This is a genomic window from Streptomyces sp. (genome assembly GCF_031178505.1).
GTDB classification, from domain to species: Bacteria; Actinomycetota; Actinomycetes; order Streptomycetales; family Streptomycetaceae; genus Streptomyces; species Streptomyces gulbargensis.
Map to the genome: position 1 here is coordinate 24,116 of NZ_JAPSIW010000006.1, position 18,937 is coordinate 43,052.

Annotated in this window: 25 protein-coding genes and 1 pseudogene; 5 read left to right on the plus strand and 21 right to left on the minus strand. The window is 71.0% G+C overall.

Annotation, left to right across the window (positions count from 1 at the left end; genetic code table 11):
- Positions 1 to 223: 223 nt before the first annotated feature.
- The 10 genes and pseudogenes from RIF68_RS01630 to RIF68_RS36390 form a co-directional block, all read right to left on the minus strand.
- A complete protein-coding gene (locus RIF68_RS01630; protein ID WP_309049269.1) occupies positions 224 to 2,692 on the minus strand; it encodes a phage/plasmid primase, P4 family in 2,469 nt (822 codons plus the stop codon).
- 93 nt (positions 2,693 to 2,785) lie between these two features.
- On the minus strand, positions 2,786 to 3,037 hold the full coding sequence (locus RIF68_RS01635; RefSeq protein ID WP_309049270.1) for a hypothetical protein: 252 nt from the start codon (positions 3,035 to 3,037) through the stop codon (positions 2,786 to 2,788).
- An 84-nt stretch (positions 3,038 to 3,121) separates the two neighbouring features.
- A complete protein-coding gene (locus RIF68_RS01640; protein ID WP_309049271.1) occupies positions 3,122 to 3,691 on the minus strand; it encodes a hypothetical protein in 570 nt (189 codons plus the stop codon).
- Positions 3,692 to 3,707: 16 nt separating this feature from the next.
- Complete coding sequence (locus RIF68_RS01645; protein WP_309049272.1) at positions 3,708 to 4,532, minus strand: hypothetical protein; 825 nt, start codon at positions 4,530 to 4,532, stop codon at positions 3,708 to 3,710.
- Positions 4,533 to 4,614: 82 nt separating this feature from the next.
- Positions 4,615 to 4,788: a hypothetical protein gene (locus RIF68_RS01650; RefSeq protein WP_309049273.1), complete on the minus strand. Its 174-nt coding sequence runs from the start codon at positions 4,786 to 4,788 to the stop codon at positions 4,615 to 4,617.
- Positions 4,785 to 5,081: a WhiB family transcriptional regulator gene (locus tag RIF68_RS01655; RefSeq protein ID WP_309049274.1), complete on the minus strand. Its 297-nt coding sequence runs from the start codon at positions 5,079 to 5,081 to the stop codon at positions 4,785 to 4,787. The genes RIF68_RS01650 and RIF68_RS01655 overlap by 4 nt, the downstream gene beginning before the upstream one ends.
- A complete protein-coding gene (locus RIF68_RS01660; RefSeq protein WP_309049275.1) occupies positions 5,081 to 5,356 on the minus strand; it encodes a hypothetical protein in 276 nt (91 codons plus the stop codon). Before RIF68_RS01660 ends, RIF68_RS01655 begins: the two co-directional genes overlap by 1 nt.
- Complete coding sequence (locus RIF68_RS01665; RefSeq protein ID WP_309049276.1) at positions 5,353 to 5,979, minus strand: hypothetical protein; 627 nt, start codon at positions 5,977 to 5,979, stop codon at positions 5,353 to 5,355. The genes RIF68_RS01660 and RIF68_RS01665 overlap by 4 nt, the downstream gene beginning before the upstream one ends.
- 94 nt (positions 5,980 to 6,073) lie before the next feature.
- Positions 6,074 to 6,400 carry a hypothetical protein gene (locus RIF68_RS01670; RefSeq protein ID WP_309049277.1) on the minus strand — a complete coding sequence of 109 codons (327 nt, stop codon included), beginning with the start codon at positions 6,398 to 6,400 and terminating at the stop codon, positions 6,074 to 6,076.
- A gap of 73 nt (positions 6,401 to 6,473) precedes the next feature.
- Positions 6,474 to 6,686, minus strand: a pseudogene (locus tag RIF68_RS36390) (helix-turn-helix domain-containing protein); the annotation flags it as partial.
- Between the two features lie 217 nt (positions 6,687 to 6,903).
- Here RIF68_RS36390 and RIF68_RS01675 point away from each other — a divergent pair.
- Together RIF68_RS01675 and RIF68_RS01680 are read left to right on the plus strand one after the other, a co-directional pair.
- On the plus strand, positions 6,904 to 7,296 hold the full coding sequence (locus RIF68_RS01675; protein ID WP_309049278.1) for a hypothetical protein: 393 nt from the start codon (positions 6,904 to 6,906) through the stop codon (positions 7,294 to 7,296).
- 163 nt (positions 7,297 to 7,459) lie between these two features.
- Positions 7,460 to 7,648, plus strand: coding sequence for a hypothetical protein (locus RIF68_RS01680; RefSeq protein WP_309049279.1), 189 nt, complete (start codon positions 7,460 to 7,462; stop codon positions 7,646 to 7,648).
- A gap of 54 nt (positions 7,649 to 7,702) precedes the next feature.
- Here the strand turns inward: RIF68_RS01680 and RIF68_RS01685 are convergent, their stop codons facing one another.
- Positions 7,703 to 8,650, minus strand: a complete 948-nt coding sequence (locus RIF68_RS01685) for a tyrosine-type recombinase/integrase (protein ID WP_309049280.1) — start codon at positions 8,648 to 8,650, stop codon at positions 7,703 to 7,705.
- A 518-nt stretch (positions 8,651 to 9,168) separates the two neighbouring features.
- Positions 9,169 to 9,354, minus strand: coding sequence for a hypothetical protein (locus RIF68_RS01690; RefSeq protein WP_309049281.1), 186 nt, complete (start codon positions 9,352 to 9,354; stop codon positions 9,169 to 9,171).
- A 313-nt stretch (positions 9,355 to 9,667) separates the two neighbouring features.
- On the opposite strand from RIF68_RS01690, the gene RIF68_RS01695 reads away from it, so the two are divergent.
- Together RIF68_RS01695 and RIF68_RS01700 are read left to right on the plus strand one after the other, a co-directional pair.
- Positions 9,668 to 9,913 (plus strand): winged helix-turn-helix domain-containing protein, encoded by a 246-nt coding sequence (locus tag RIF68_RS01695; RefSeq protein WP_309049282.1) that lies wholly within the window; start codon positions 9,668 to 9,670, stop codon positions 9,911 to 9,913.
- A 45-nt stretch (positions 9,914 to 9,958) separates the two neighbouring features.
- Positions 9,959 to 10,282 (plus strand): hypothetical protein, encoded by a 324-nt coding sequence (locus RIF68_RS01700; RefSeq protein ID WP_309049283.1) that lies wholly within the window; start codon positions 9,959 to 9,961, stop codon positions 10,280 to 10,282.
- Here RIF68_RS01700 and RIF68_RS01705 read toward each other — a convergent pair.
- Positions 10,236 to 10,823 carry a hypothetical protein gene (locus RIF68_RS01705; RefSeq protein ID WP_309049284.1) on the minus strand — a complete coding sequence of 196 codons (588 nt, stop codon included), beginning with the start codon at positions 10,821 to 10,823 and terminating at the stop codon, positions 10,236 to 10,238. The two genes, RIF68_RS01700 and RIF68_RS01705, sit on opposite strands and share 47 nt — an antisense overlap.
- Positions 10,824 to 11,131: 308 nt before the next feature.
- On the opposite strand from RIF68_RS01705, the gene RIF68_RS01715 reads away from it, so the two are divergent.
- On the plus strand, positions 11,132 to 11,698 hold the full coding sequence (locus RIF68_RS01715) for a hypothetical protein (protein ID WP_309049293.1): 567 nt from the start codon (positions 11,132 to 11,134) through the stop codon (positions 11,696 to 11,698).
- A 53-nt stretch (positions 11,699 to 11,751) separates the two neighbouring features.
- Here the strand turns inward: RIF68_RS01715 and RIF68_RS01720 are convergent, their stop codons facing one another.
- The 8 genes from RIF68_RS01720 to RIF68_RS01755 form a co-directional block, all read right to left on the minus strand.
- Positions 11,752 to 12,120 (minus strand): hypothetical protein, encoded by a 369-nt coding sequence (locus RIF68_RS01720; RefSeq protein WP_309049285.1) that lies wholly within the window; start codon positions 12,118 to 12,120, stop codon positions 11,752 to 11,754.
- Positions 12,110 to 12,538 (minus strand): hypothetical protein, encoded by a 429-nt coding sequence (locus tag RIF68_RS01725; protein ID WP_309049286.1) that lies wholly within the window; start codon positions 12,536 to 12,538, stop codon positions 12,110 to 12,112. The genes RIF68_RS01720 and RIF68_RS01725 overlap by 11 nt, the downstream gene beginning before the upstream one ends.
- Entirely contained in the window at positions 12,538 to 12,795 is a 258-nt protein-coding gene (locus RIF68_RS01730; protein WP_309049287.1) for a hypothetical protein, read from the minus strand. Before RIF68_RS01730 ends, RIF68_RS01725 begins: the two co-directional genes overlap by 1 nt.
- A 2-nt stretch (positions 12,796 to 12,797) precedes the next feature.
- A complete protein-coding gene (locus RIF68_RS01735; RefSeq protein ID WP_309049288.1) occupies positions 12,798 to 13,871 on the minus strand; it encodes an N-acetylmuramoyl-L-alanine amidase in 1,074 nt (357 codons plus the stop codon).
- A gap of 67 nt (positions 13,872 to 13,938) precedes the next feature.
- Complete coding sequence (locus RIF68_RS01740; RefSeq protein WP_309049289.1) at positions 13,939 to 15,744, minus strand: glycosyl hydrolase family 28-related protein; 1,806 nt, start codon at positions 15,742 to 15,744, stop codon at positions 13,939 to 13,941.
- 3 nt (positions 15,745 to 15,747) lie between these two features.
- Complete coding sequence (locus RIF68_RS01745) at positions 15,748 to 16,632, minus strand: hypothetical protein (protein ID WP_309049290.1); 885 nt, start codon at positions 16,630 to 16,632, stop codon at positions 15,748 to 15,750.
- 51 nt (positions 16,633 to 16,683) lie between these two features.
- A complete protein-coding gene (locus tag RIF68_RS01750; protein ID WP_309049291.1) occupies positions 16,684 to 17,859 on the minus strand; it encodes a siphovirus ReqiPepy6 Gp37-like family protein in 1,176 nt (391 codons plus the stop codon).
- A 13-nt stretch (positions 17,860 to 17,872) separates the two neighbouring features.
- The gene (locus RIF68_RS01755) at positions 17,873 to 18,826 is read right to left on the minus strand and encodes a phage tail protein (RefSeq protein ID WP_309049292.1); all 954 of its coding nucleotides are present in this window, start codon (positions 18,824 to 18,826) and stop codon (positions 17,873 to 17,875) included.
- Positions 18,827 to 18,937: the final 111 nt, after the last annotated feature.

The following is an 18,937-nucleotide window of genomic DNA, read 5'->3' on the forward strand; positions in this document are numbered from 1 at the left end:
GCGAAGGGGTTCGCGAAGGGGTGTGCGTAGGGGTTGACCTGCAATGCGAAGGGATCGAAGGGGTTTCGCGGTCCTCCTGTTGCGTAAGGGGGGTACTGGTTTTCCCTTCCCTTATGCGCGGGAGCGTAGGAAAACCCCTTCGACCCCTTCGACTCGCAGGTCAAAGGCTTCGCAGACCCCTTCGCAAACCCCTTCGCAACCCCTTCGCACCCCTTCGCACGGCTCACCGCGCACCCCCGAGGGAAGCGAGCGCGAGGCCAACGGTGACCGAGCGACGGGTGCGGCTGTCCTTCTGCTGCTCGTAGCCCTGCTCCTGCAGCCGGATCGTGAACGCCTTCATCGACATGGGGTGCCGGACTCCGGCGCGCTCGGCCCACTGCTTGTAGTTGTCGTAGAGCTGGCCGTTCTCGGTGACGGCACCGAGGACGTCGTCGGTCTGTTCTTCGAGCCAGGTGGCGAGCGGGTTGGACGTGGCGATGTGCTCGCGGGTCTTCGCGGTGACGGAGGCGGGCACGGCCAGGCCCTGCTGCTGCCAGTCGAGACAGCCGCGGATCGCCCAGTTGAGGACGCCGGACGCTTCCCGGGCGATGATCTGTTCGGCGAGGCCGCGGATGCGCTTGGCCGGGGGAACGATGACGTCCCAGCCGATGTCCTGGAGGCGGCGGGCCATGCTGTGGCTGCCGGACACGTCGGGCAGGTGGTTCGTCGCCAGGTGGATTTTGCCGACGGGCTTGAACTCGAAGAACTCGGCGTTGAGGAACCGCGCGGAGACGGGGTCCTCGCCGGTGAGGCGCTTGACGAGTTCCTCGTCGAGGGGCTTGCCGCGGCCTTCGCTGGTGCGGCCCGTCTCGCTGGTGGACAGCAGCCGCTTGCCGACCATGCGGGCGATGTCGTTGGGGATGCCGCCGTCGCCGTGCTTGGCCATGAGGGTGGAGGCGGGCACGGCCTGGGCGTAGTCGCCGAGGAGGGCCATGACGACGCGCATGAACACGCCCTTGCCGTTCTGGCCATCGCCGTGGTGGATGAACATGACCTGTTCGCCGGTGCTGGCGGTGAGGCTGTAGCCGACGACGCGGGCGAGGTAGGCGCGGCGGTCGGAGTCGGGCATGACGCCGTCGAGGAACTTCTCCCACATGGGGCATGTGGCGTCGGGCTGGTACCGGATGGGGGACTGCTGCATCAGGTACAGGGACCGGTCGTGGGGAAGGAGCCGGCCGGTGGTGAGGTCGACGATGCCGTTGCCGACGTTAAGGAGCATCTCCGGCTGGTCGAAGGCGTCCATGGTGGTGTGCACGGCGGGGTACGCCTGGAGGACTTCCCGGGCCGCTGCGATCTTGGGGCGCATGCGCTGCTTGCGGGCCCACGCCTCGAACTTCTCCCGTGGGCTGGCGGGCGGCTCTTTCGCCTTGCTGTCCGGGGCCGGGGCGGGGGCCTCGTCGCTGTAGTTCGGGGCCTCGTCGTGGAGTCGGTTGATGGTGTCGACGGCGCGGGTCCATACGCCGGTGTTGGCGCCCTTCAGAGTCCAGCGGCCCTGGTCGTAGTACGCCCAGCGTTCGATGTCGGTGAGCCAGCGGATCTCGCTGCCGTACCGGTCGATGATCCGTTCGGCGTTGCCGAGGTCGTCCCACTCGCGGGCGGGCATCGGCGAGGGGAGGGCGACCGGGGCTTCTGCGGGCGCGGCCCAACGGGCGGTGCCGGGCGCCGTGGTGCTGGGCGTGGCCGCGGGTGCGGGGGCGATGAGTCCGGCGAAGGGGTTGCGGTCGCGGGCGGCGGGCGGCCAGGGGGTGCGGGGATGAGCGATGCCTGCGGTGAGGCCGCTGTTGATGGTGGGGATGGCGCGGCCGTCGGGGTGGCCTCCGGCGCGGGCGGCGGCGAGGAGAGCCTGGCGGGCCTCGGTTTCGGTGAGGGCTCCGGCGCCGACGAGGGTGCCGATGCGGAACGCGGACTCGTTGATCTGGTTGTTCTGCTCGCCGTCGGCGGCGCGAGCGACGTTGTCGCACTCGGCCTGCACGGCGCGGCGCGTGTAGGCGTCGAGGCGCTCGGGGGCGAGCGGCATCGGCGCGGCCGGGCCCGCGGGCGCCGGGGCGGGGATGGGCTTGGTGGTGAGGGCAGCGAGCAGCCACGACGGGGCGCCGACGGGCGGCTGGCCCGGGTTGTCGAGTTCGTAGATGACGCCGGTGGCGTGGACGCTGCCGGGGCCGATGACGTAGGCGTTGCCCGCGCGGACGTCGCCGTCGAAGCGGCCTTTCAGCAGGCCGAGGCTGTTGCCGAGTTTCAGGCCGGCCGGGGCCCAGTAGTAGTCGTGGTGACCCTGCGCGGTGTGCACGCGCATCGTCGGGGTGTGCTGCTCGCCGAAGGCGGTGGCGGTGTCCTCGATGGCGCCGGGCCGGTCGGAGTCGACGACGAGCAGCTGCTCGCCGCTGGGGCCGCGGGTGGCGCCGACGAAGACGCCGACGTTGCGGAGCTGCCCGGCAAAGAGGGCGTGCGCCTGTTGTTGGTCGCGGGTGTGGGTCTTGGTGAAGGCGACGGCGGGGTGCTTGCCGCGCTGTTCGCAAGTGGCGGGTTCGTGCCCCTGGCCGATGCCGACGCACCGCTCCAGCCCGGGGTGGTCCACGGGGAAGACGGCGAAGCCGTGACCGACCAGCCACAGGGCGCCGTCGAGTGGCGTGTCGCGGACCGGTGCGGTGCTCAAGGTCGTGCGCTCCTCAGGGTTGTGCGGGGCTGCCCGCGTCGTCCGTGTCCGTGGACGTGGATGCGGCGGGCAGGCGTAATGGAACAGGGAAGGTCAGCGGGTGGCGACGCCGGCGATGCGCTGGAGGCGGGCGATGCCGTTCGGGTCGTTGGCGGCGAGGTTCATCGCGGCGACCAGCTCGGGGTAGACGGTGCTGAGCCGGGCGGTGTGGATGACGTCGGCGGCGTCGATGGTCTGCATGAGCTTCTGGGTGAAGCTGCCGGGCCGGAAGCCGTTGGGGTTGCTGTAGTGCCACAGGACGTGCCGGGCGGTGTCGCTGCTGATGCTGGGCTGGTGGTTCAGCATGTCGGCTGCTCTCTGCTGTCGGGTTGGGCCGCCCGCCGCCGCGGCGCGGGGTCGGGCGGCGGCGGGCGGTGTTGGCGGGGTGGATCAGAAGGGAGGGGGTTCGTTGCCGGTGATCTCGCCGGTGACGGTGTTCACCCCGGCCGGGGTGGCGGCGGTGGCCCACGGGTCGCCGGCCGGGGCCGCGGTGGGCGCGGACGGTGCGGCGGCCGCCGCGGCCCCGGCGGGCGCGGCGAGTTCGGCTTGGGCGGCCGGGACGTACTTCGCCGCGTACTGCTTCGGAGGGGAGAACCCGCGGTTCTTCTGCTCGCCGTCGTGGGTGTAGCGGACGTGCAGGGTGCCGCCGACCTCCAGGCCGCGCGCGCCCGCCTGCCGGACGGCGTCGGAGACGGCGTTCTTCATCTGGCCCTTGACGAAGATGCGGCGGCGGCCGTCGTCGTCCTCGATGGCCGGGTCCCGCTGGTCGGTCTGGACGGTGACGACGAGCTGCATCATCGGGTCGCCGTTGCCCCAGAACTTCTGCTCGCCGGACTGGATGTCCCGCTGCTGCTCGACCTTCGGGGGTTCGGTGATGCGGCCGCCGACGACGGTGCCGGGGGTGGGGAACTTGGCGGTGGGGGCGCCGCCGCCTCCCATGAGGAAGCTGTTCGCGTCCATGCGGATGCGTCTCCTTCTATGCGATGAGGGATTCGAAGCCGTGCCGCGGTGCGGCGGACGGCTGTTGGACACCCGGGCAGCCGACGGACAGGTCGGTGGAGCCGGGCTTGAACCACTCGCAGAACCGGCACTTGGCCAGTTCGCTCGTGGGGATCTGGGACCACCAGGTGTGGTCGTAGCCGGAGGCCGCGGCCTCGGGACTGGTGAGGCGGGCGCGGATGCGGGCCAGGCGGGCGAGCGCGTCGAGGGCGACCTGCCGGTCGTAGCGTTCGGTCCAGACGTGGACGCGGAGTTCGTGGTAGCGGCCGACGAAGCAAATGGCGACGCGCTCCGGCGTCTCGCCGGCGTTCTCCTGGCCGAGGCCGTAGAGGTGGGCCTGCGTGCGGTACTGGGGGCCGGGGCCGCCGCGCCGGTACTTGTCGAGGGTGGTGTGGCCGACGAGCTTCCAGTCCCACACGGTGCGCGTCAGCCGGTCGTACAGGTCGGTGGACCCGGCGACGGTGGCGGCCTCGATGGGGGACTGCTGGACGGTGACCCGCTCTTCGATCTTGTAGCGGGGCCGGCCGTCGGGGAGCGTCGTCTGCCGCCGGGTGAACGCTTCCTCCATCCAGGAGTGGAAGCCGGTGCCGATGATGCTGGCGGCCGGGTCGCTTTCGGCGGCCGAGCGGGGCCAGTCGAGTTCCTTGTAGGAGAGGCGGCGTTCGCAGGGGTCGCCGACCTCGGAGGGGCCGAGGCGCTTCTGCAGGGATCGGGGCGCGTTGTGGGCGGTGTCCGTGATGAGTGCGGCGATGCGCTCGGCGAGCATCTCGCCGGTGCTGTCGCTGCCGCTGGTTGTCGCCACGTCGTGCCTTCCTGCTGGAGCTGGTGCGGTGGTGGTGCTGGGTGCCGGGCCCGCCCCGGGGGGAAGTGGGCGGGCCCGGCGGTCAGGTGCTGCGCGGCGGCTCGTTCAGGCCGAGGGCGTCGAGGAGGAGCCGGAGGTCGTCGTGGTTGCGGGCCTTGCGGAGTACGAGCCGGGAGGCGGCAACGCGTTCCGCGGCGGTGGTCTGCCGTGCGGCGGTGGTGAGGGCGTCGCTGCCGCGGGCCCGGCCGGCGCTCACCGCGCCGCCGCCTGCCTGGCGCGGCGGCGGTTCTGGGTGACGCGCCTGTAGCTGGCGTACCGCTCGTAGCCGGTGAGGCCGCCGCGGATGCCGTGCCGGTACTCGGGCCGGGAGCCGCCCTCCGTGCGGAGGGCGTCGGTGAGGCAGTCCCGCCAGACGGGGCAGTCCGCGCAGACGGCGACGGCCTTCGCGGTGCTGCGCTGGTCGTTGGGCTGGGGGAAGAAGTCGACGCCCCGGTAGGGGGGCTGGGCGCAGAGGGCGCGTGCGGTCCAGGCGGCGGTGCGCTGGCTCATCACGCCTCCCCGGTGGTGCGGGCGGGGGCGGTGGTGAGGCATTCGCCGCAGGTCCAGCCGTCGGCGTGGACGATGCCCGCGGTGGCCCTGCCGCAGGGCTCGCAGTCGTTCCAGCACTGGACGGCGGCGGCGTCGTGCGGGCGGGACGGGGCGGGCCAGATGTCGAGCAGGCCGTCCAGGGAGACCTGGATGCGGTCGGGGGTCCCGGTGGCGCGCGGTCGGCGGTGGCGGCCGGTGGGGGCGGCGATCCGGCGGAGGGTGCGCAGCGGGCTCATTCGTCGGCCTCCTCGTCGTACTCGGAGGCGACCTCCAGCGGCGTGACGACGTAGCCGGTGCAGGTCTGGACGGGCACGTCGTCGCCGTCGCAGTACTCGACGTCGAAGAACGTCAGTTCCTCGGGGCTGAGCGCGTCGCCGTCGTCGGGGACCCATGACACGAGGCCGGTGGCGCCCTCTCGGCGGGCCAGCGTCTCGCAGTGCTGGTGCGCGGCGTCGATGCTGCGGTAGTGGCCGAGGGTGATCCCGGAGTCCGGGTGCTCGGCGCGGTAGACGGTGGTCGGCGCGGCCTCCAACTCGGCGACCCGCTCGCGGGACCGGCCCCAGCCCTTCACGGCCGCTTCGGCGTCCTGCGCCTTCGCCGCGAGGTCGGCCTCCAGCTCGCCAACTCGGGTCTCGGCGTCCAGGAGGCGGCGCAGCACCGGCGCCATCCGCTCGCCCATCCAAGAGACGAGGTTGAGGCAGAACAGGTCCTCCCACGTCGGGTGCTCGTGCTCCCGCCGGTCCCGGACCGACGCGGCGAGCCGCTTCAGCAGGTCCCCGGTCGCGGGCTTCGCATCGCCGATCAGCCCGGCGATCGCGGCGCGCTGCTCGGCGGACAGTTCGGTAGTGTTCGTGGTCACGGTGACCTCTGCTTTCTCTGCTGTGTAGGGGCGCCGGTCGGGGGTCGCTCGGGCCGGGAAGTCAGAGCGGCCCTTCGGCGCGTTCAGGGGTGGTTCAGGCGGTGGCGGGCTCGGTGCCGGCCGACTCCAGGAGCTGGACGGTGCGGCGCTGCTTGTCGGCCTCGACCTGCTCCTTGCGGATGCGGCGGGCCTGCGCCGAGCGCAGCGCCAGCTCGCGGTAGTGCGCCTTCTTCAGCGCCTCAGCCGCCGCCTCGATCTGCGCCTCGGTGCCGTCCGGGTGCAGCTCGCGGGCCTTCTCGACGAACCGGCCGTGGTGCGACTGGCGGCGTGCCGCCAGGGTGCGCGCGGGCCGGTCCTTCGTCTTCGCCCAGCTGAGGTGCGCGGCGACGCGGAGCTGCATCGACCGTTCGCTGGTGTTCACTTCGTCCTCCCTGTCGTTCATCCGCATCCACGGACGTGGATGCGTCGGGCGTGAAAAGAGCAGCGCGGTGGACGCCGACGGCCTCCGCTATGCGGGTCGCCACGTCCGGTGTGGTCGTGGGGTACCGGCCGTTGAGGAGGTCGTCCATGCGCGTCTTGGAGATGCCGGCGATCCGGGCCAGGGGGCGAACAGTCAGCGGGCCGGAGGGTGCGCGCTGCATGAGCTTGCGCAGAAGGTCACTGTCTGTAATGCGTAGGCGTTCGTTTCGCACGTCATCTCCGTCCATCCACGTCCGTGGATGTGGATACTCAAGCACACCGCTTAAGCGGTGTCCATCCCTTCCGTGTTCAATGATTCGGCCAACACAGGCCGGGGGCGTACCATCCACGTCCGTAGTCGTGGACAATGAATCCCGCCGGTCAGAAGGTTGTACGCCCTGACCTGCATTTTTGCGACTCACATGCGCGGGTGTTCTGGGACACTCAGAGACAAAGGGGCGGCCGATGATGCAGCGGCGCGACGGACTGACCGAGCTCGTGCAGCAGCACGTCGGCAAGCACACGGACCCCGAGAAGATGAGCGTCAAGGAGTTCTGCGAGAGGGCGATCGACCCGGACACGGGCTATCAGCCCAGCAACGGACTCATCGGCAAGATCGTGAGCGGCGGCTCCTTCGGGGTGACAGCCCAGATCCCTCAGCTCGTCGGCGCCATCGCCGCCGGCCTGGGCCTACCCCGCGAGATCGTGGCCGCAGCCGCGCACCTTCAGCTCATCGGCTACGAGGAGTCGGAGCTGGAGGGTGGGGCGCCGGCCGCGCTACTACGTCGCCTGGACGCCGAGCCTGGGGAGCCGGAGCGCCGGGTGGCGGAAAAGTGGGCCACCGAAACTGATCAGTAACTCGATCAGAATCGCCACATACCGCTCACGTTCCACATCTGTTCTCTGCCACTTACTGCATGAACGTGGTTACTCGGCGTAGAGTGACGTGACCTCGCGCAGAACGAACACGTGTGCGAGCCCGTGCTGTCATGGGTTCGTATGCGGGGGAACAGGGGGTCATGTGACCGTGCATCTCGAACGCGCCACTCTCACCGATGGCGTCCGTGTCGTGCACACCGTGCAAGGGGACCGGGTCAGGGCCGCATACGACCCTCGGCAGATAGAAGAATCCGCCGCGCTGGCATGGCTGTGCATCCGCGTGCCCGGCCTCGTGCGCAACGGGTTCACCGTGCAGCACGTGGCTGCCTGATCAGGCAGGCAGCCGACCAGGGAGGGCCCCGACGCCGACCGGGACCCTCCCTCCCTACAGCCGGTCCCCTGGAGACAGGGTTCGGTGTGCCGTGCGCGCCCGCTCTGCTCCCGCCGACCGCGCGTAGCGGTCCACCATCGACCGGGACTTCCAGCCCGTGATCCGCATCAGGTCGGTTTCGTTGCCGCCTGCCGCGAGCCACATGTGAGAGAACGTGTGCCGGAACTGGTGCGGGTGGATGCGGTTCAGGCCGGCCTCCTCCGAGCGTCGGGCCAGGAGAGTGCCAGCCCCTGACGTGGTCAGCGGCCGCTTGGTCTTCAGGCCTACCCACAGGGCATCGAGCCCCTTCGCCCCAGGGTGCCTGGCGCGGGTGCGCAGATATCGGTCGATCGCCTGTGCCGTCTTCGCCCCGAAGGGCACGGCACGCCCGCGGCTGCCCTTGCCCATGACGTGGAGGACCTGCAGCTCCAGGTCGACGTCGTCCACAGTGCGGTTCACGGCCTCGGACAGGCGCACGCCGGAGTCGAGCCACAGCATGATGAGCGCGCGGTCCCGGACCTCGGGAAACTCGCGGCCGCTGACGGTTTTCAGCAGCGCTTTCAGCTGGTCCGGGGTGAGGATGGGGACCTCGGGCTCCTCGATCTGGGGTGACGACAGACCGGCGGCCGGAGAAGAGGGGAGTTCTTCCTCTTCGACGAGCCACTTGAGCCATGCCTGGACGCCGAGGAAGCGGGAGCGGGCGCTACTCGCAGATGTCCGGGCGACTTCGTGAGCGGTGAAGGCGCGGACGTGGTTGCGGCTGATGTCGAGAACGTCGTCAACGGGGGCGACGGGATCGAACCCGGAGTCCTTCGCGGGCGGTGGCGGTTGAGTGAGATAGTCGGCGAAGAGGTTCGCGGAACGCAGATAGGAGCGGATGGTTTCGGGGCTCTTGTTCGCGGAACGCAGGGCGAGCTCCCATGAGCGGATCAGCCGAGTGAAGGGGCCTGAGTGCGCTGCCATGCACTGAAAGTTATCTGCCGCATAAGCGATGTGCAATGGTTCTACGGAAGTCTGTAGGAATGAAACAGCAGGTCAGCGAACGGATTGGGGATTGCTCGTGCGGCCGGTAGGCAGCAATTATCCCACTGTGAGCGATGTGCATAGGGCCGTCTGACCTGGTGGGCGTTGAGCGCGTTCAGTGAAGTTACCTGCCCCATCTCTGGGGGGTTTTCCACGCCCTGCCGTGTGGTCCGTCTCGTCTCATCCTGTTGAGTCCGTGCAGCATGTTCATGGCAGCCGCCCCCGGCCGGAGGGGCGGGGGCGGCTGTGGAGTCGGGCCGTCATCTGGACGGGGTGGCGTACCTCGCGCGGTTACCGCCTACCCGACCCCGTTCATCGGAGGGGGGCGCTCCGGTCATTCCCCGGGGCCTCCCAAGATCAAACTTGGCCCAACGTGGGTGACGGCCGCCCCCGACGGGGTGCGGGGGCGGCCGTCCGTCCCGCGGGCGCCGCCATCGGCGTAGCAGCGCCGGCGGGGGTCAGCGGGGCTGGGCGGTGTCCTGGCGGTGCCGCGGGCACTGGCACGGCGGCCACGCGGACGTGATCTCGTAGGGGTCCAGTCTGCTGTTGGACGTGATCTCGACTTCGGGCCGCTCCTCGATGACGCGGCCGTCACGGACGACGGTCACGCGCATCGTCATCAGCCGCATCGGCTCCGCGGTCACCGAGTGCCCCCGTGGGCACTGCGCTGGTGCCGGGCGAGGAGGACCCGCTCGTCGGTCGCACGGGAGTAGTCCCGCTCCTCCGCGGCCTGCGCGAGGGCTGCTTCGTGACGTTCGCAAGTGGCGCACCGAGGGGCTGCCGGGGTGGGGGCGGGTGTTCTACGCTCTCGCACGTCGACTCCATCCAGTCGGCCATGCCCCCGGCCGGTAGCACGGCGCGGGGGTTCTTGAACTTCGGACCTTACCGCGCCATACCGAGGTTACCCGCGCGTTCCTGCGGTCGCGCGGCATGGTGCGGGTACTTACGGTCACCGGTATGGGTGAGGATCTTGACCGGACGCGCGCGGTGTGGCGTCAGGTCGCGCAGGTGGTGATCTGCCGGATCAAGGACGGCACGTATCCGCCCGGGTCTCGGGTCCCGTCCACGCTGGAGCTGGCCACTGAGCTGGGCGTGGCGTCATCGACCAGCCAGAAGGCGCTGGCGCATCTGCGCCGCGAGGGCTGGGTGCGTGGCGAGACAGGCATCGGGACGTTCGTGGCGGACGACCTGCCGAGCGACTGATCCGATGCGGGCCCGCGCGGCTGGGGAGGCCGCTACCCTCCCGGCATGGACGACGCCGCCCAGCAGCCGTACATCGATCCCGACTCCGACCACGAGGATCGGCCGGTGTGCGGGATCTGCCCGTCGCTGCGCTTCCCGCGCGACCAGTTCGTGATCTACGACCGGCCGTCGTGGGAGGCGCCGTTCGATCCGGTCGACGGGCGGCGGTACACGCTGGACGGCCGCATCCCGGCCTGCGTCCACCCGGACAAGATCGGCCTTCCGGCAGACAGGCAGGCCCCGCCTCCCCGACCGCTGGAGACGGAGCCCGCCGGCCAGTCGGCTACGCCGCGGCGTAGTCGATGGTGGAGGCCATCCCGCGCTCGGTGATCCCGATGGACGCGTACTTCTCGTCGAGGATCCGGCGGCGCCGCTCGGCCTCCGGCTCGTCGATCCAGTACCGCTCGTCGACCGGGCCGAACGCCTGCCGGTACGCCTGGTGGGTGTAGTCGCCCAGCCGCCACGCCCGGCCGGCCTCGTGCTCGCGGACGGTGCTGTGCACGAACAGGCGGCCCGTGCGCTGCTGCACCCGCGAGAGGGCGGTGAACTGAGCGGTGAGCGCGTGCACGGCGGTGTCGATCGGCACCGGCACGGGCAGCTCGGCCGCCAGCTCGTCGCCGTCGGTCATCTCGTACACCGCGCTCTTGAGCGCCATGACGCGCAGGGCGTCGTCGATGAGCGGCGGCGCGTCGCGCTCGACGCTGTACTCGGGGATGAGGACCTGCCCGTACTCGTCGGTCCAGTCGCTGCTGTACCGCTTGCAGCCGTCGAGGACGGCCGGCATCTCCGGGTCCGCCATCCACACGGCGTGGATCTCGCGGGCCCGCTCGGCGACCGTCTCCGGAGCGGGGCGGGAAAGGGTGTTGGCCACTGCTACCTCCGTTGGGGGTTGCTGGTGACCGTCATCGTGGACGCCCCAGAAGGACGGTTGTACTGACAGACGGGGTCCATTCGGGACGCTACGCGCTACCGTCCTAAATGGCCTAAGTATCCTGGGGGGACGACTTGAATTCGGAGCTTCAACGCGCTATTGACGCCGCCGGACTCAGCCGGTCGCGCCTCGCCCGTAGAGTCGGGGTGAGCAGCAAGACGGTGGACCGTTGGATCACAGACTCCAACCGTGTCCCCCACCCGCAGACGCGGGAGGACGTGGCTGGGGCGTTAGGAGTTGACGCAGACGTGCTGTGGCCGAAGATCCGGGGCGCGGTGACGCGCGGCCCCGACCGGGAGATCGTGGCGACGTACCCGTCCCGCAACGCGTGCCCGACCAGTGTGTGGGAGCGCCTCCTCGACGACGCGACGCGGGAGGTCACCTACGCGGGCTACACCAACTACTTCATCTGGCAGGAGCAGCCGCGCGTCGGCGATCGGCTCGCGGCCAAGGCGGCAGCGGGCTGTGCGGTGCGGTTCCTCGTCGGCGATCCGGAGTCCGAGGTGACGCGCTGGCGTGAGGACATCGAGGCGGTGCCGCTCACCGTGTCCACCCGCATCCAGATCACGCTGGACGCGCTGAGCCGGATCGAGGGGGACGGGCTGGAGGCCCGTCTGTCTGACAGGCACATCGCCTTGTCTGTGTTCCGCTTCGACGACGAGATGCTGGTGACTCCGCATCTGGCCGACCTGCTCGGGCACGACTCGCCGCTGTTTCACCTGCGGCGCCGTGGCAATGGCGGCCTGTTCGACCCGTTCGCGGAGCATGTCGAGGTGCTGTGGGCGCAGGCCCGGCCGGTGCCCGCGGCCAGCTGACCTCTGGACGCACGAAAGCGGCCCCGCTCTCCCGGAGGAGAGCGGGGCCGCGGTCATGAGCTGATGTCGTGCAGGTACGGGCGGACTTCGTCCGGGACGGGTTGAGGCGGGGGTGGGGGCTCCAGCTGCTGGGCACGCATGTAGGTGACCAGCGACCGGGCCCAGCTGGCGATGTACCGCAGCGCGAAGTCCTGCGCCGTGATCCGGGCCCTGTCCCTCTCGGTCTCGGCCTCCAGCTCGTCGATCCGCTCGCCCTGCCGGGTGATCTCCCGGTCCATGCGGTCGGTGACCGCGGCGAAGTCGTCGCGGCGCTGCTGGCCGCGTGGCTGCCGTCGGCCGACGACGGCGGTGGCGATGCCGCCCACGGCCGTGACGCCCGCGACGGCGAGGGCGGACAGGGCGGTCAGCATCTCAGGTCTCACGCGGTGGCTCCGATCGTGCCGGTGGCTCGTCCCAGCCGATGGTGACGAGGCACACCGACCCGAACGCGCCGAAAATCAGGGCGAGCACCCAGCCGCGGGGCGACTCGTGCAGTGGCCACCAGGACAGCAGGTAGGCCATGGCCCACGGGGTGGCGATGAGCCAAACGGCCAGGAACCCCGGCCAGTCGGCCCTGGGCGGCAGCCAGGCGCAGACCAGCGCGATCGCGCCCGCCGTAATCCACGCCCACCCCCACGTCTCCAGGGGCGCGGCCTTCAGTAGAAGGGTGAGTCCGTGCCGGTCGCCGGTCGGCTCGACGACCTGCCCGGAGCCGTACCCGGCGGTGACGATGCCCTTGCAGGTGAGGAGTGCGCCGCGGCGGCCCAGCCGCCGCTTCAGATGCCGGGCCGCCGCGCGCATCAGACGCCCTTGGCCAGCGACGCCGAGTTGGTGACGTCCCGGACGCGGGCGATCAGGCCCTTGACGAGGGCGAGGGCGGCGCCGACGCCGCCGGCGAGCGCGGCGTACCACATGGAGCCGTCGAGGGGCGTGGTGACGACGATGCCGCCGATGAACGCCTGCAGGAACGTGGCGAGGACGCGCTCCAGGAGGTCGCGGCCGTAGGTCGCCGCGGTTTTCACCACGGTCTCGGCGTCGGGAAGATGAATCTGGGACATGGTCAGGATTCCTTCCAGGACAGGACGGTGAGGACGGCGCTGGAGACGGTGACCGGCTGGTCGCTGTAGTTCCTGAGACGGACGCGCATGCCGCGCCCGGAGGCGATCCGCTTGGTCAGCGGGATCACGGCGAAGGTGCCGCCGGCTGTGCCGATGACCTCGTGGATCGGGTGGTCCTGCACGAAGCGGTCGCCCTCGTACTCGGACATGCGGGCCTGGACGACCTCCCCGACGGGCAGCTCCTCGATGTGCAGGCTGACCGTGCCGGTGAAGCGGGCCGGGCCGCGTGCCCACACCGAGCCGTTGGTGGCGTGGTCGCCGGCGGTGTCCGACCACTCGCGGGTGAACTCGATCGAGTCCCAGCCGCCGGGCCGCAGCTCGTAGGGCTCGGCCACGCCGAGGTTGACGTAGTCGGGCATGTCGTCGTCTCCCGTCTTGGTGGCAGCGCTGTCACCGCTGCTGGTGTTGGTGCCGGGGCTCCATCCGGCGTCGTGGGCGAGGCGTGCGGCGACCGCGTCGCGGAAGGCGTCCATGTCGAACGACGGGTCGATCTTGCGGCGGGTGCCTTCCTTGTGGCCGATCACGCTGTGAGCGGTCCAGCCGTGCGCGCGGCACAGGGCGGCCGCCCACCGCACCGCCTGGTCGTACTGCGCCGCCGGGTACGGATCGGAGCCGTTGCCGAGGTTCTCGATCTCGATGCCGTAGGTCCGGGCGTTCGCGTCGACCGGCTCGGCGGCGTCCGGCCGGGGGTGCGTCGAGGACTCGTTGAGCATCGAGTTGAACGCGTTCGCGGCGAAGGTGCCGGCGTGGTTGGCGCGGCCAGCGCTGAGCATCGTCGCGACGCCGGTCTTCGCCAGGTGGGTGTGGCACAGCGGGCCCGGCAGATCGGCCGTTCCGGACCAGCACAGGTTGAGGCTGTTCGTGCCGGCGGTGTGGTGGATGACGATGCCGTTGACGGGGCCCCAGGCGCCCTTGCTGTTGCGGTTGTGGGTGCGCCAGCCGGACCGCTCGGCGACCTTCACGCCCTCGGCTCTCAGCGCGGCGAGGAAGCGGTCGGCGGACAGGGGTGTGGCCATACGGGCTCCAGACGTGACGAAGCCCCGGGCCGGGCTGGCGGCGCGGGGCGTGGCGGGAAGGAGGTGCTTACGCGGGTTCGAGCAGGAGCCAGGCGACGGTCGACGTGTCGGTGGCGCTGTTGGACGTGATGGTGAAGCCGACGCCGGCGTTGACGGTGGCGGACAGGTGGCCGAGGGTGCCGCCCGCGGCCTGCCGGAAGACGGCCACGCGGGTCGTTGCCGTGACGGAGGTGTTGGCCACGGTCACTGTCCCGGCTGCCAGCGTGGCGACGCCCATGCGGGCGTTGGCGCCCTCGGCGATCGCGATGCCGCCGCCAGCGCCGCCCAGGTTCAAGGCCTTGGCCGTAGGCGACCAGATGTTCCATTGGCCGTCGGACTGCCCGGACGTGGTGGCGAAGTATCCGCCGACGGTGAAGTTTCCTGCTGCCGCCCATGCCTGGGCGAACGCGTCGACCGGGGCGGCGGTGGTGCCGGTGCGCTCGCCGATGTTCGGGCCGCGGCGCAGGACGGCGTTGCCGCCGCCGTCGGACCAGCCGGCGGTGTCAGCGTGCAGAAACCCGGAGCTGACCGACACGTAGGTGCAGCCGGTGAACCGCACGCCGTACTGGGGGGAGTTGGCGCCGGTGCCGTCGTCGTCGACGCCCGGGTAACAGGTGACGTTGCCGACCAGCACGGGCACGGTGGCCCCGGTGCAGGCGAGGCCGGCGTAGCCGCCACCGCCGAGGTTGTTGTTGCGGCCATCGCGGCGGGTGTGGAGGTTCTCGATCTGGATCGGCGGGTTGCCGGTCGCGTCGACGAGAACACCGTGCTGCCCGTTGCGGTCGGTGGAGCAGTCGCCGAGGAGCATGCCGCCGGAGCCGGTGCCGGTCGCCCAGTTGCCGGTCAGGTGGAAGCCGTTGCCGGTGTTCCACTCGGCGCGGCAGCCGATCGCGTGCGAGTTCGCGGCGTTGGCGATCTCGAAGCCGTTGGCGCCGTTGCCGATGGCCTGGCAGTCGATGAGGCTGATGTCGGTCATCACCTCCAGGGCGAAGCCGTGCCAGCCGCAGTTGTCGACCATCACCCGGTGCAGCCGCCAGGAGTACGGGAACGAGCCCGCGTTGGCTTCGGTGTGGACGCCGGCGCCGGTGACCCGGCGGACGGTGACGTCGCGCATCGAGACGTTCTGGATGTTGCCGGCGGCGCGGATGCCGTCGACGCCGGGCCCGGTGAGGTCCTGCCCGTCGATCATGACGGACAGGATGCGGTGCTCGGCGGAGATGGTGGAGTAGCCGCCGTCGATCTGGTCGAGGAACTCGATCACCGCGTCGCCCGTGAAGCTCGGCAAGGGCTTGATGTAGCAGGGCGGATCGGTGAGTCCCGTCACGGCCATCAGGTTGGAGTGGGTGCCCATGAGGGTGACGGCGGGCGGGATCGTCAGGGGCGCGGACGTGCGGTAGGCGCCGGCCGGGAGGTAGACGATGCCGCCCATCGGGCAGGCGGCGAGCGCGGCCTGGATCGCCGCGGTGTCGTCGGTGACGTTGTCGCCCTGGGCGCCGTAGTCGTCCACGTTGAGCCAGTCCCGCACCGACCCGGCCGTGGTGCCGCCGGCGTCGCCCGCGTTGCGCGCGGACATCCACGCCCGGGACGCGCCGCCCGCGTCCGCCCACATGCCGGCCACGCCGTCGGGCCCGCGGAAGGCGGGCACGAACCCCTGCTCGTCAGCCACGATCTGGGTGGCCGGGGCGTCCGTGGCGTCGAGGAGGTCGGTGTACTGGGTGCCGCCGTCGGCCGCCGACCAGAAGGTCAGCACCGCGCCGGGGGCGATGGCCCACAGGCCGTCGGACGGCTGCACCACGTAGTCCGCGATGCCCGCCCCGAAGTCGTACCGTGCCACGCGTCACACCACCCAACTGGAGCCGGAGTTCAGCAAGGCGTCGCCTGTGGCCATGGTCGGGTGCTGCGTCAGCCACACCTGGCCGGGCCGGTCGCTTGCCGCGGAGAAGATCGTGAGGCGGCCGATGCGGGCGCCAGTGATGTAGCAGATGGTGTAGTGGTCCCGGTTGGGGTGCCGGTAGGCAGCCGGAATCAGGATGGGCAGGCGGGATTCGGTGGGCCCGGAGAGGCTGCCGGCCGCCCGCGTGAAGCTGCCGAGCCGCAGGTGGACGTTCCCGTTGCGCTCCTCCAGGATCGACCCGGTCGTGATCTCCCACGCTGACAGCGGGCTGGAGATGTCGACGACGCCGGAGTTCGAGTAGACGACGCCCCAGGAGCTGCCGTTCCACACCCGGACCCGGCCGGTGTCCGTCTCCACGCAGCCGTCGCCCACCCGCGGCGCGGGATCGCGGGTCGTGGACGTGCAGGGACGGAAGCGACCGCCGACGTACAGCTCGCCGCGGGTGACCGTGACCGATGACGCCCCGGACAGGACGGTGACCTCGGCGAGGGGGATCTCGTAGACGCCGGTGTCGCCGGTGTCCTGCGTCGGTGACGGCAGCCACGGGCCGCCGGTCTTCACCGCGGCCCGCACAGTCCAGTCGGAGCGGTCCAGGCGCAGCACGACCAGGTCCCGGCGGGTGGCGCCGGAGCTGTTGGCGTCGACCGGCAGCGTCACCGTCGACGTGCCGGACATCCAGCCGTGCCCGCGCAGCGACCCGGTGACGCCCGCACGGACGTTGACCGACAGGCCCGTGCCCGCGGACACCACGGCCGTGTCGGACGGGTCACCGTAGATCCCGTCGTCGGAGAACCGCGCGGCCAGCAGCTCGTATTCGACGTCGGTCACGTTGCGGCTGTTGTGTCCCGGGCTGGGCCAGGATTCCTGTGCCACGGCGGGTCACCCCCTTGCTTCGAGTCGTCCCAGGCGGCGAGCCAGGTCGCGCACGGTGCGCACGGTCGCCGTCGTGGTGGTCTTGTCGCTGTCGCCGACGACCGTGGTCACCAGCTCGCCCTCGTCGGGCGTTGCCTCCAGGCGGATCGTCTGCACCAGGTCCGTGACCTCCAGGCCGGTGGGCAGCACGACGGTGACGCGGTCGCCCAGCCCGTAGTCCCGGCCGGCCTTCAGGTCCTCGGTGTCCACCGTCACCGTGGCGAGGGACGCCTGCGGATTGTCGGTGCCCAGGGCGAGCGTCCCGGCCTGCGTCAGCTCCCCCGCCGAGTTGTCCTTGCCGGACTCCTCGATCAGCTTCTCCACGCGGTACCAGTCGGCGGCCGCGCCGGAGACGACCTCGACGTAGACCCGCTGGTTGGGCGGGTCGCCCTCGGGCGCCTCGTCGGCCGGGTCGTTGCCGCCCATCACCAGCTCGCTGGTGGCCAGCGGCGCGGCCATCGTGAAGGAGACGGAGCGCAAGTTGCCGAGGTCGGCGGAGAACCTCGCTGTGCTGGTCAGGTCGACCGGGGCGTAGACCCCGAACCGGATCTGGTCACCGACCTGCCGGGTGCGGAACCCGAGCCCGTCGGTGACGGCCGCCGTGCGGCAGGCGTCCAGCAGCGCCTCGAACCGCGTGGACAGCGTGATGCTGCTACCGATCCCGGCCACGTCGTCGAGGACGAGCTGCTCGATGCGGCGGCCCGCCAGGGCGCCGGGCCCGCAGTTCTCCGACACCAGCGTCCGGACCACCGTCTCGGCGTTCACCGCGCTGAACGTCCGGGACACGTCGCTGCTCGTGGTCTGCGAGGCGAACGTCTTCGCGGGCTCGGGGTAGGTGAGGTATCCGGCGATGCGGGACAGGTCGTCGGAGAAGGCGACGGTGACCGTGCCGACGCCGTCCTGCGCCCACGTGTAGTTCTGCGGTTCCTCCATCGGCCCCGCGCACCAGACCTCCCCGTCCCGCAGGACGACGAGCCGGTTGCCGGGCTGGAGCAGCTGCATGACCGCCGGGTAGGCGGGCAGCGTGACGCTGCCGCTGGCGGGCTGGTTGAAGTTGAGGTCGACCGACAGCGTCGTCCAGCCGGTGATCGGGTCGCCGAGGAAGTTCAAGTTGCGGTCGGTGACGAGGAGCTGGACGGCCACGGCCACCACCTCCTCACGCGGTCTCGTACCTGGGGTAGAAGGTGAGGTCGACGGCGCTGCCCGCCTCGGCGCCGTCGAGCTGGAAAGTCACCGGCGTCTCGCCCGGTGGCAGGCTCCAGAGCACGGCGCCGGGCCAGTCGAGTCCGGCGACGAGGTTCTCCCCCGTCCCGGACCGGACCCGGGGCGGGTCGGTGGACACGGTGACCGTCTCCCCGGCAAGGAGCGGCCCGTGCGGAGTGTCCGCCATCGTGAGCGTGAAGCTCTCGCCGGTGTCACCGCGGGTGAACGTGATCACGCTCGCGGGGCCGGTGATCCGCCACTCCGGCCATACGTCGACGTCGCCCGGGTTGGTGACCGTGGTGGCGCCCAGGACCTGGCTGGAGCTGACCGACGGGTACGGCACCAGATAGTCGACCTGGGTACCGGTCTCACGGTGCACGACCTGCGGGGCCAGGTCCAGCCAGTACGGGTCTTCGCACCACAGGGTGACGACGGCCGAGTCCCACGTGATGCCGGTCGCGGTCTGCCCGCGGCCGTCCCAGCCGGTGCTGTAGTAGACGGCGATCCGGCGGCCGGTGCCGTCCGGGCGGACCACCTCCAGCCAGCCCGGCCCCTCCCGAAGCGTCCGCGTGAACGCGCGAGCGAGCGCCCGCCAGTTCGCCGTGAACACGAGATGGTCGGCGCCCTTGACCAGCACCGGCCAGACGATCGAACGTGGCTGCGGCTGGACATGCCGCAGCCGGGCCCCGCCGCGCGGGTGCGGATCGGACGTCAGCACGTAGGGCGCGGCCCCCAGCCCGGACACGCCGTCGGCGAGCGTGTACCAGTCCGCTGCCAGGTCGGTCATCGGCCAGCGGGTCCCCGCCGGGTCGACGTAGGTGACCGTCGCGTAGCCGATCTCCGGGATCTCCACCGGCGGAGTGGTCGGCTCCTCCGGGGTGACGACCGGTGCTGTGATCAGGGGCATCTATCCGGGCCTCCCCACGCGCTGCCGCGCCTCTTCCTGCCGCTGGATCAGCCGCAGGTCCTCCGCGCTGATCACTGACTGGCGGGGGTCGACGTGCACCACACCGTCGAG

What these genes read in the sequence shown, in the direction of transcription:
- RIF68_RS01725 (WP_309049286.1), bottom strand. Translation starts at nt 12,538, where the DNA reads ATGCGCGCGGCGGCCCGGCATCTGAAGCGGCGGCTGGGCCGCCGCGGC.
- RIF68_RS01655 (WP_309049274.1), bottom strand. Translation starts at nt 5,081, where the DNA reads ATGAGCCAGCGCACCGCCGCCTGGACCGCACGCGCCCTCTGCGCCCAG.
- RIF68_RS01685 (WP_309049280.1), bottom strand. Translation starts at nt 8,650, where the DNA reads ATGGCAGCGCACTCAGGCCCCTTCACTCGGCTGATCCGCTCATGGGAG.
- RIF68_RS01695 (WP_309049282.1), top strand. Translation starts at nt 9,668, where the DNA reads ATGGGTGAGGATCTTGACCGGACGCGCGCGGTGTGGCGTCAGGTCGCG.
- RIF68_RS01700 (WP_309049283.1), top strand. Translation starts at nt 9,959, where the DNA reads ATGGACGACGCCGCCCAGCAGCCGTACATCGATCCCGACTCCGACCAC.
- RIF68_RS01730 (WP_309049287.1), bottom strand. Translation starts at nt 12,795, where the DNA reads ATGTCCCAGATTCATCTTCCCGACGCCGAGACCGTGGTGAAAACCGCG.
- RIF68_RS01660 (WP_309049275.1), bottom strand. Translation starts at nt 5,356, where the DNA reads ATGAGCCCGCTGCGCACCCTCCGCCGGATCGCCGCCCCCACCGGCCGC.
- RIF68_RS01735 (WP_309049288.1), bottom strand. Translation starts at nt 13,871, where the DNA reads ATGGCCACACCCCTGTCCGCCGACCGCTTCCTCGCCGCGCTGAGAGCC.
- RIF68_RS01675 (WP_309049278.1), top strand. Translation starts at nt 6,904, where the DNA reads ATGATGCAGCGGCGCGACGGACTGACCGAGCTCGTGCAGCAGCACGTC.
- RIF68_RS01640 (WP_309049271.1), bottom strand. Translation starts at nt 3,691, where the DNA reads ATGGACGCGAACAGCTTCCTCATGGGAGGCGGCGGCGCCCCCACCGCC.
- RIF68_RS01755 (WP_309049292.1), bottom strand. Translation starts at nt 18,826, where the DNA reads ATGCCCCTGATCACAGCACCGGTCGTCACCCCGGAGGAGCCGACCACT.
- RIF68_RS01635 (WP_309049270.1), bottom strand. Translation starts at nt 3,037, where the DNA reads ATGCTGAACCACCAGCCCAGCATCAGCAGCGACACCGCCCGGCACGTC.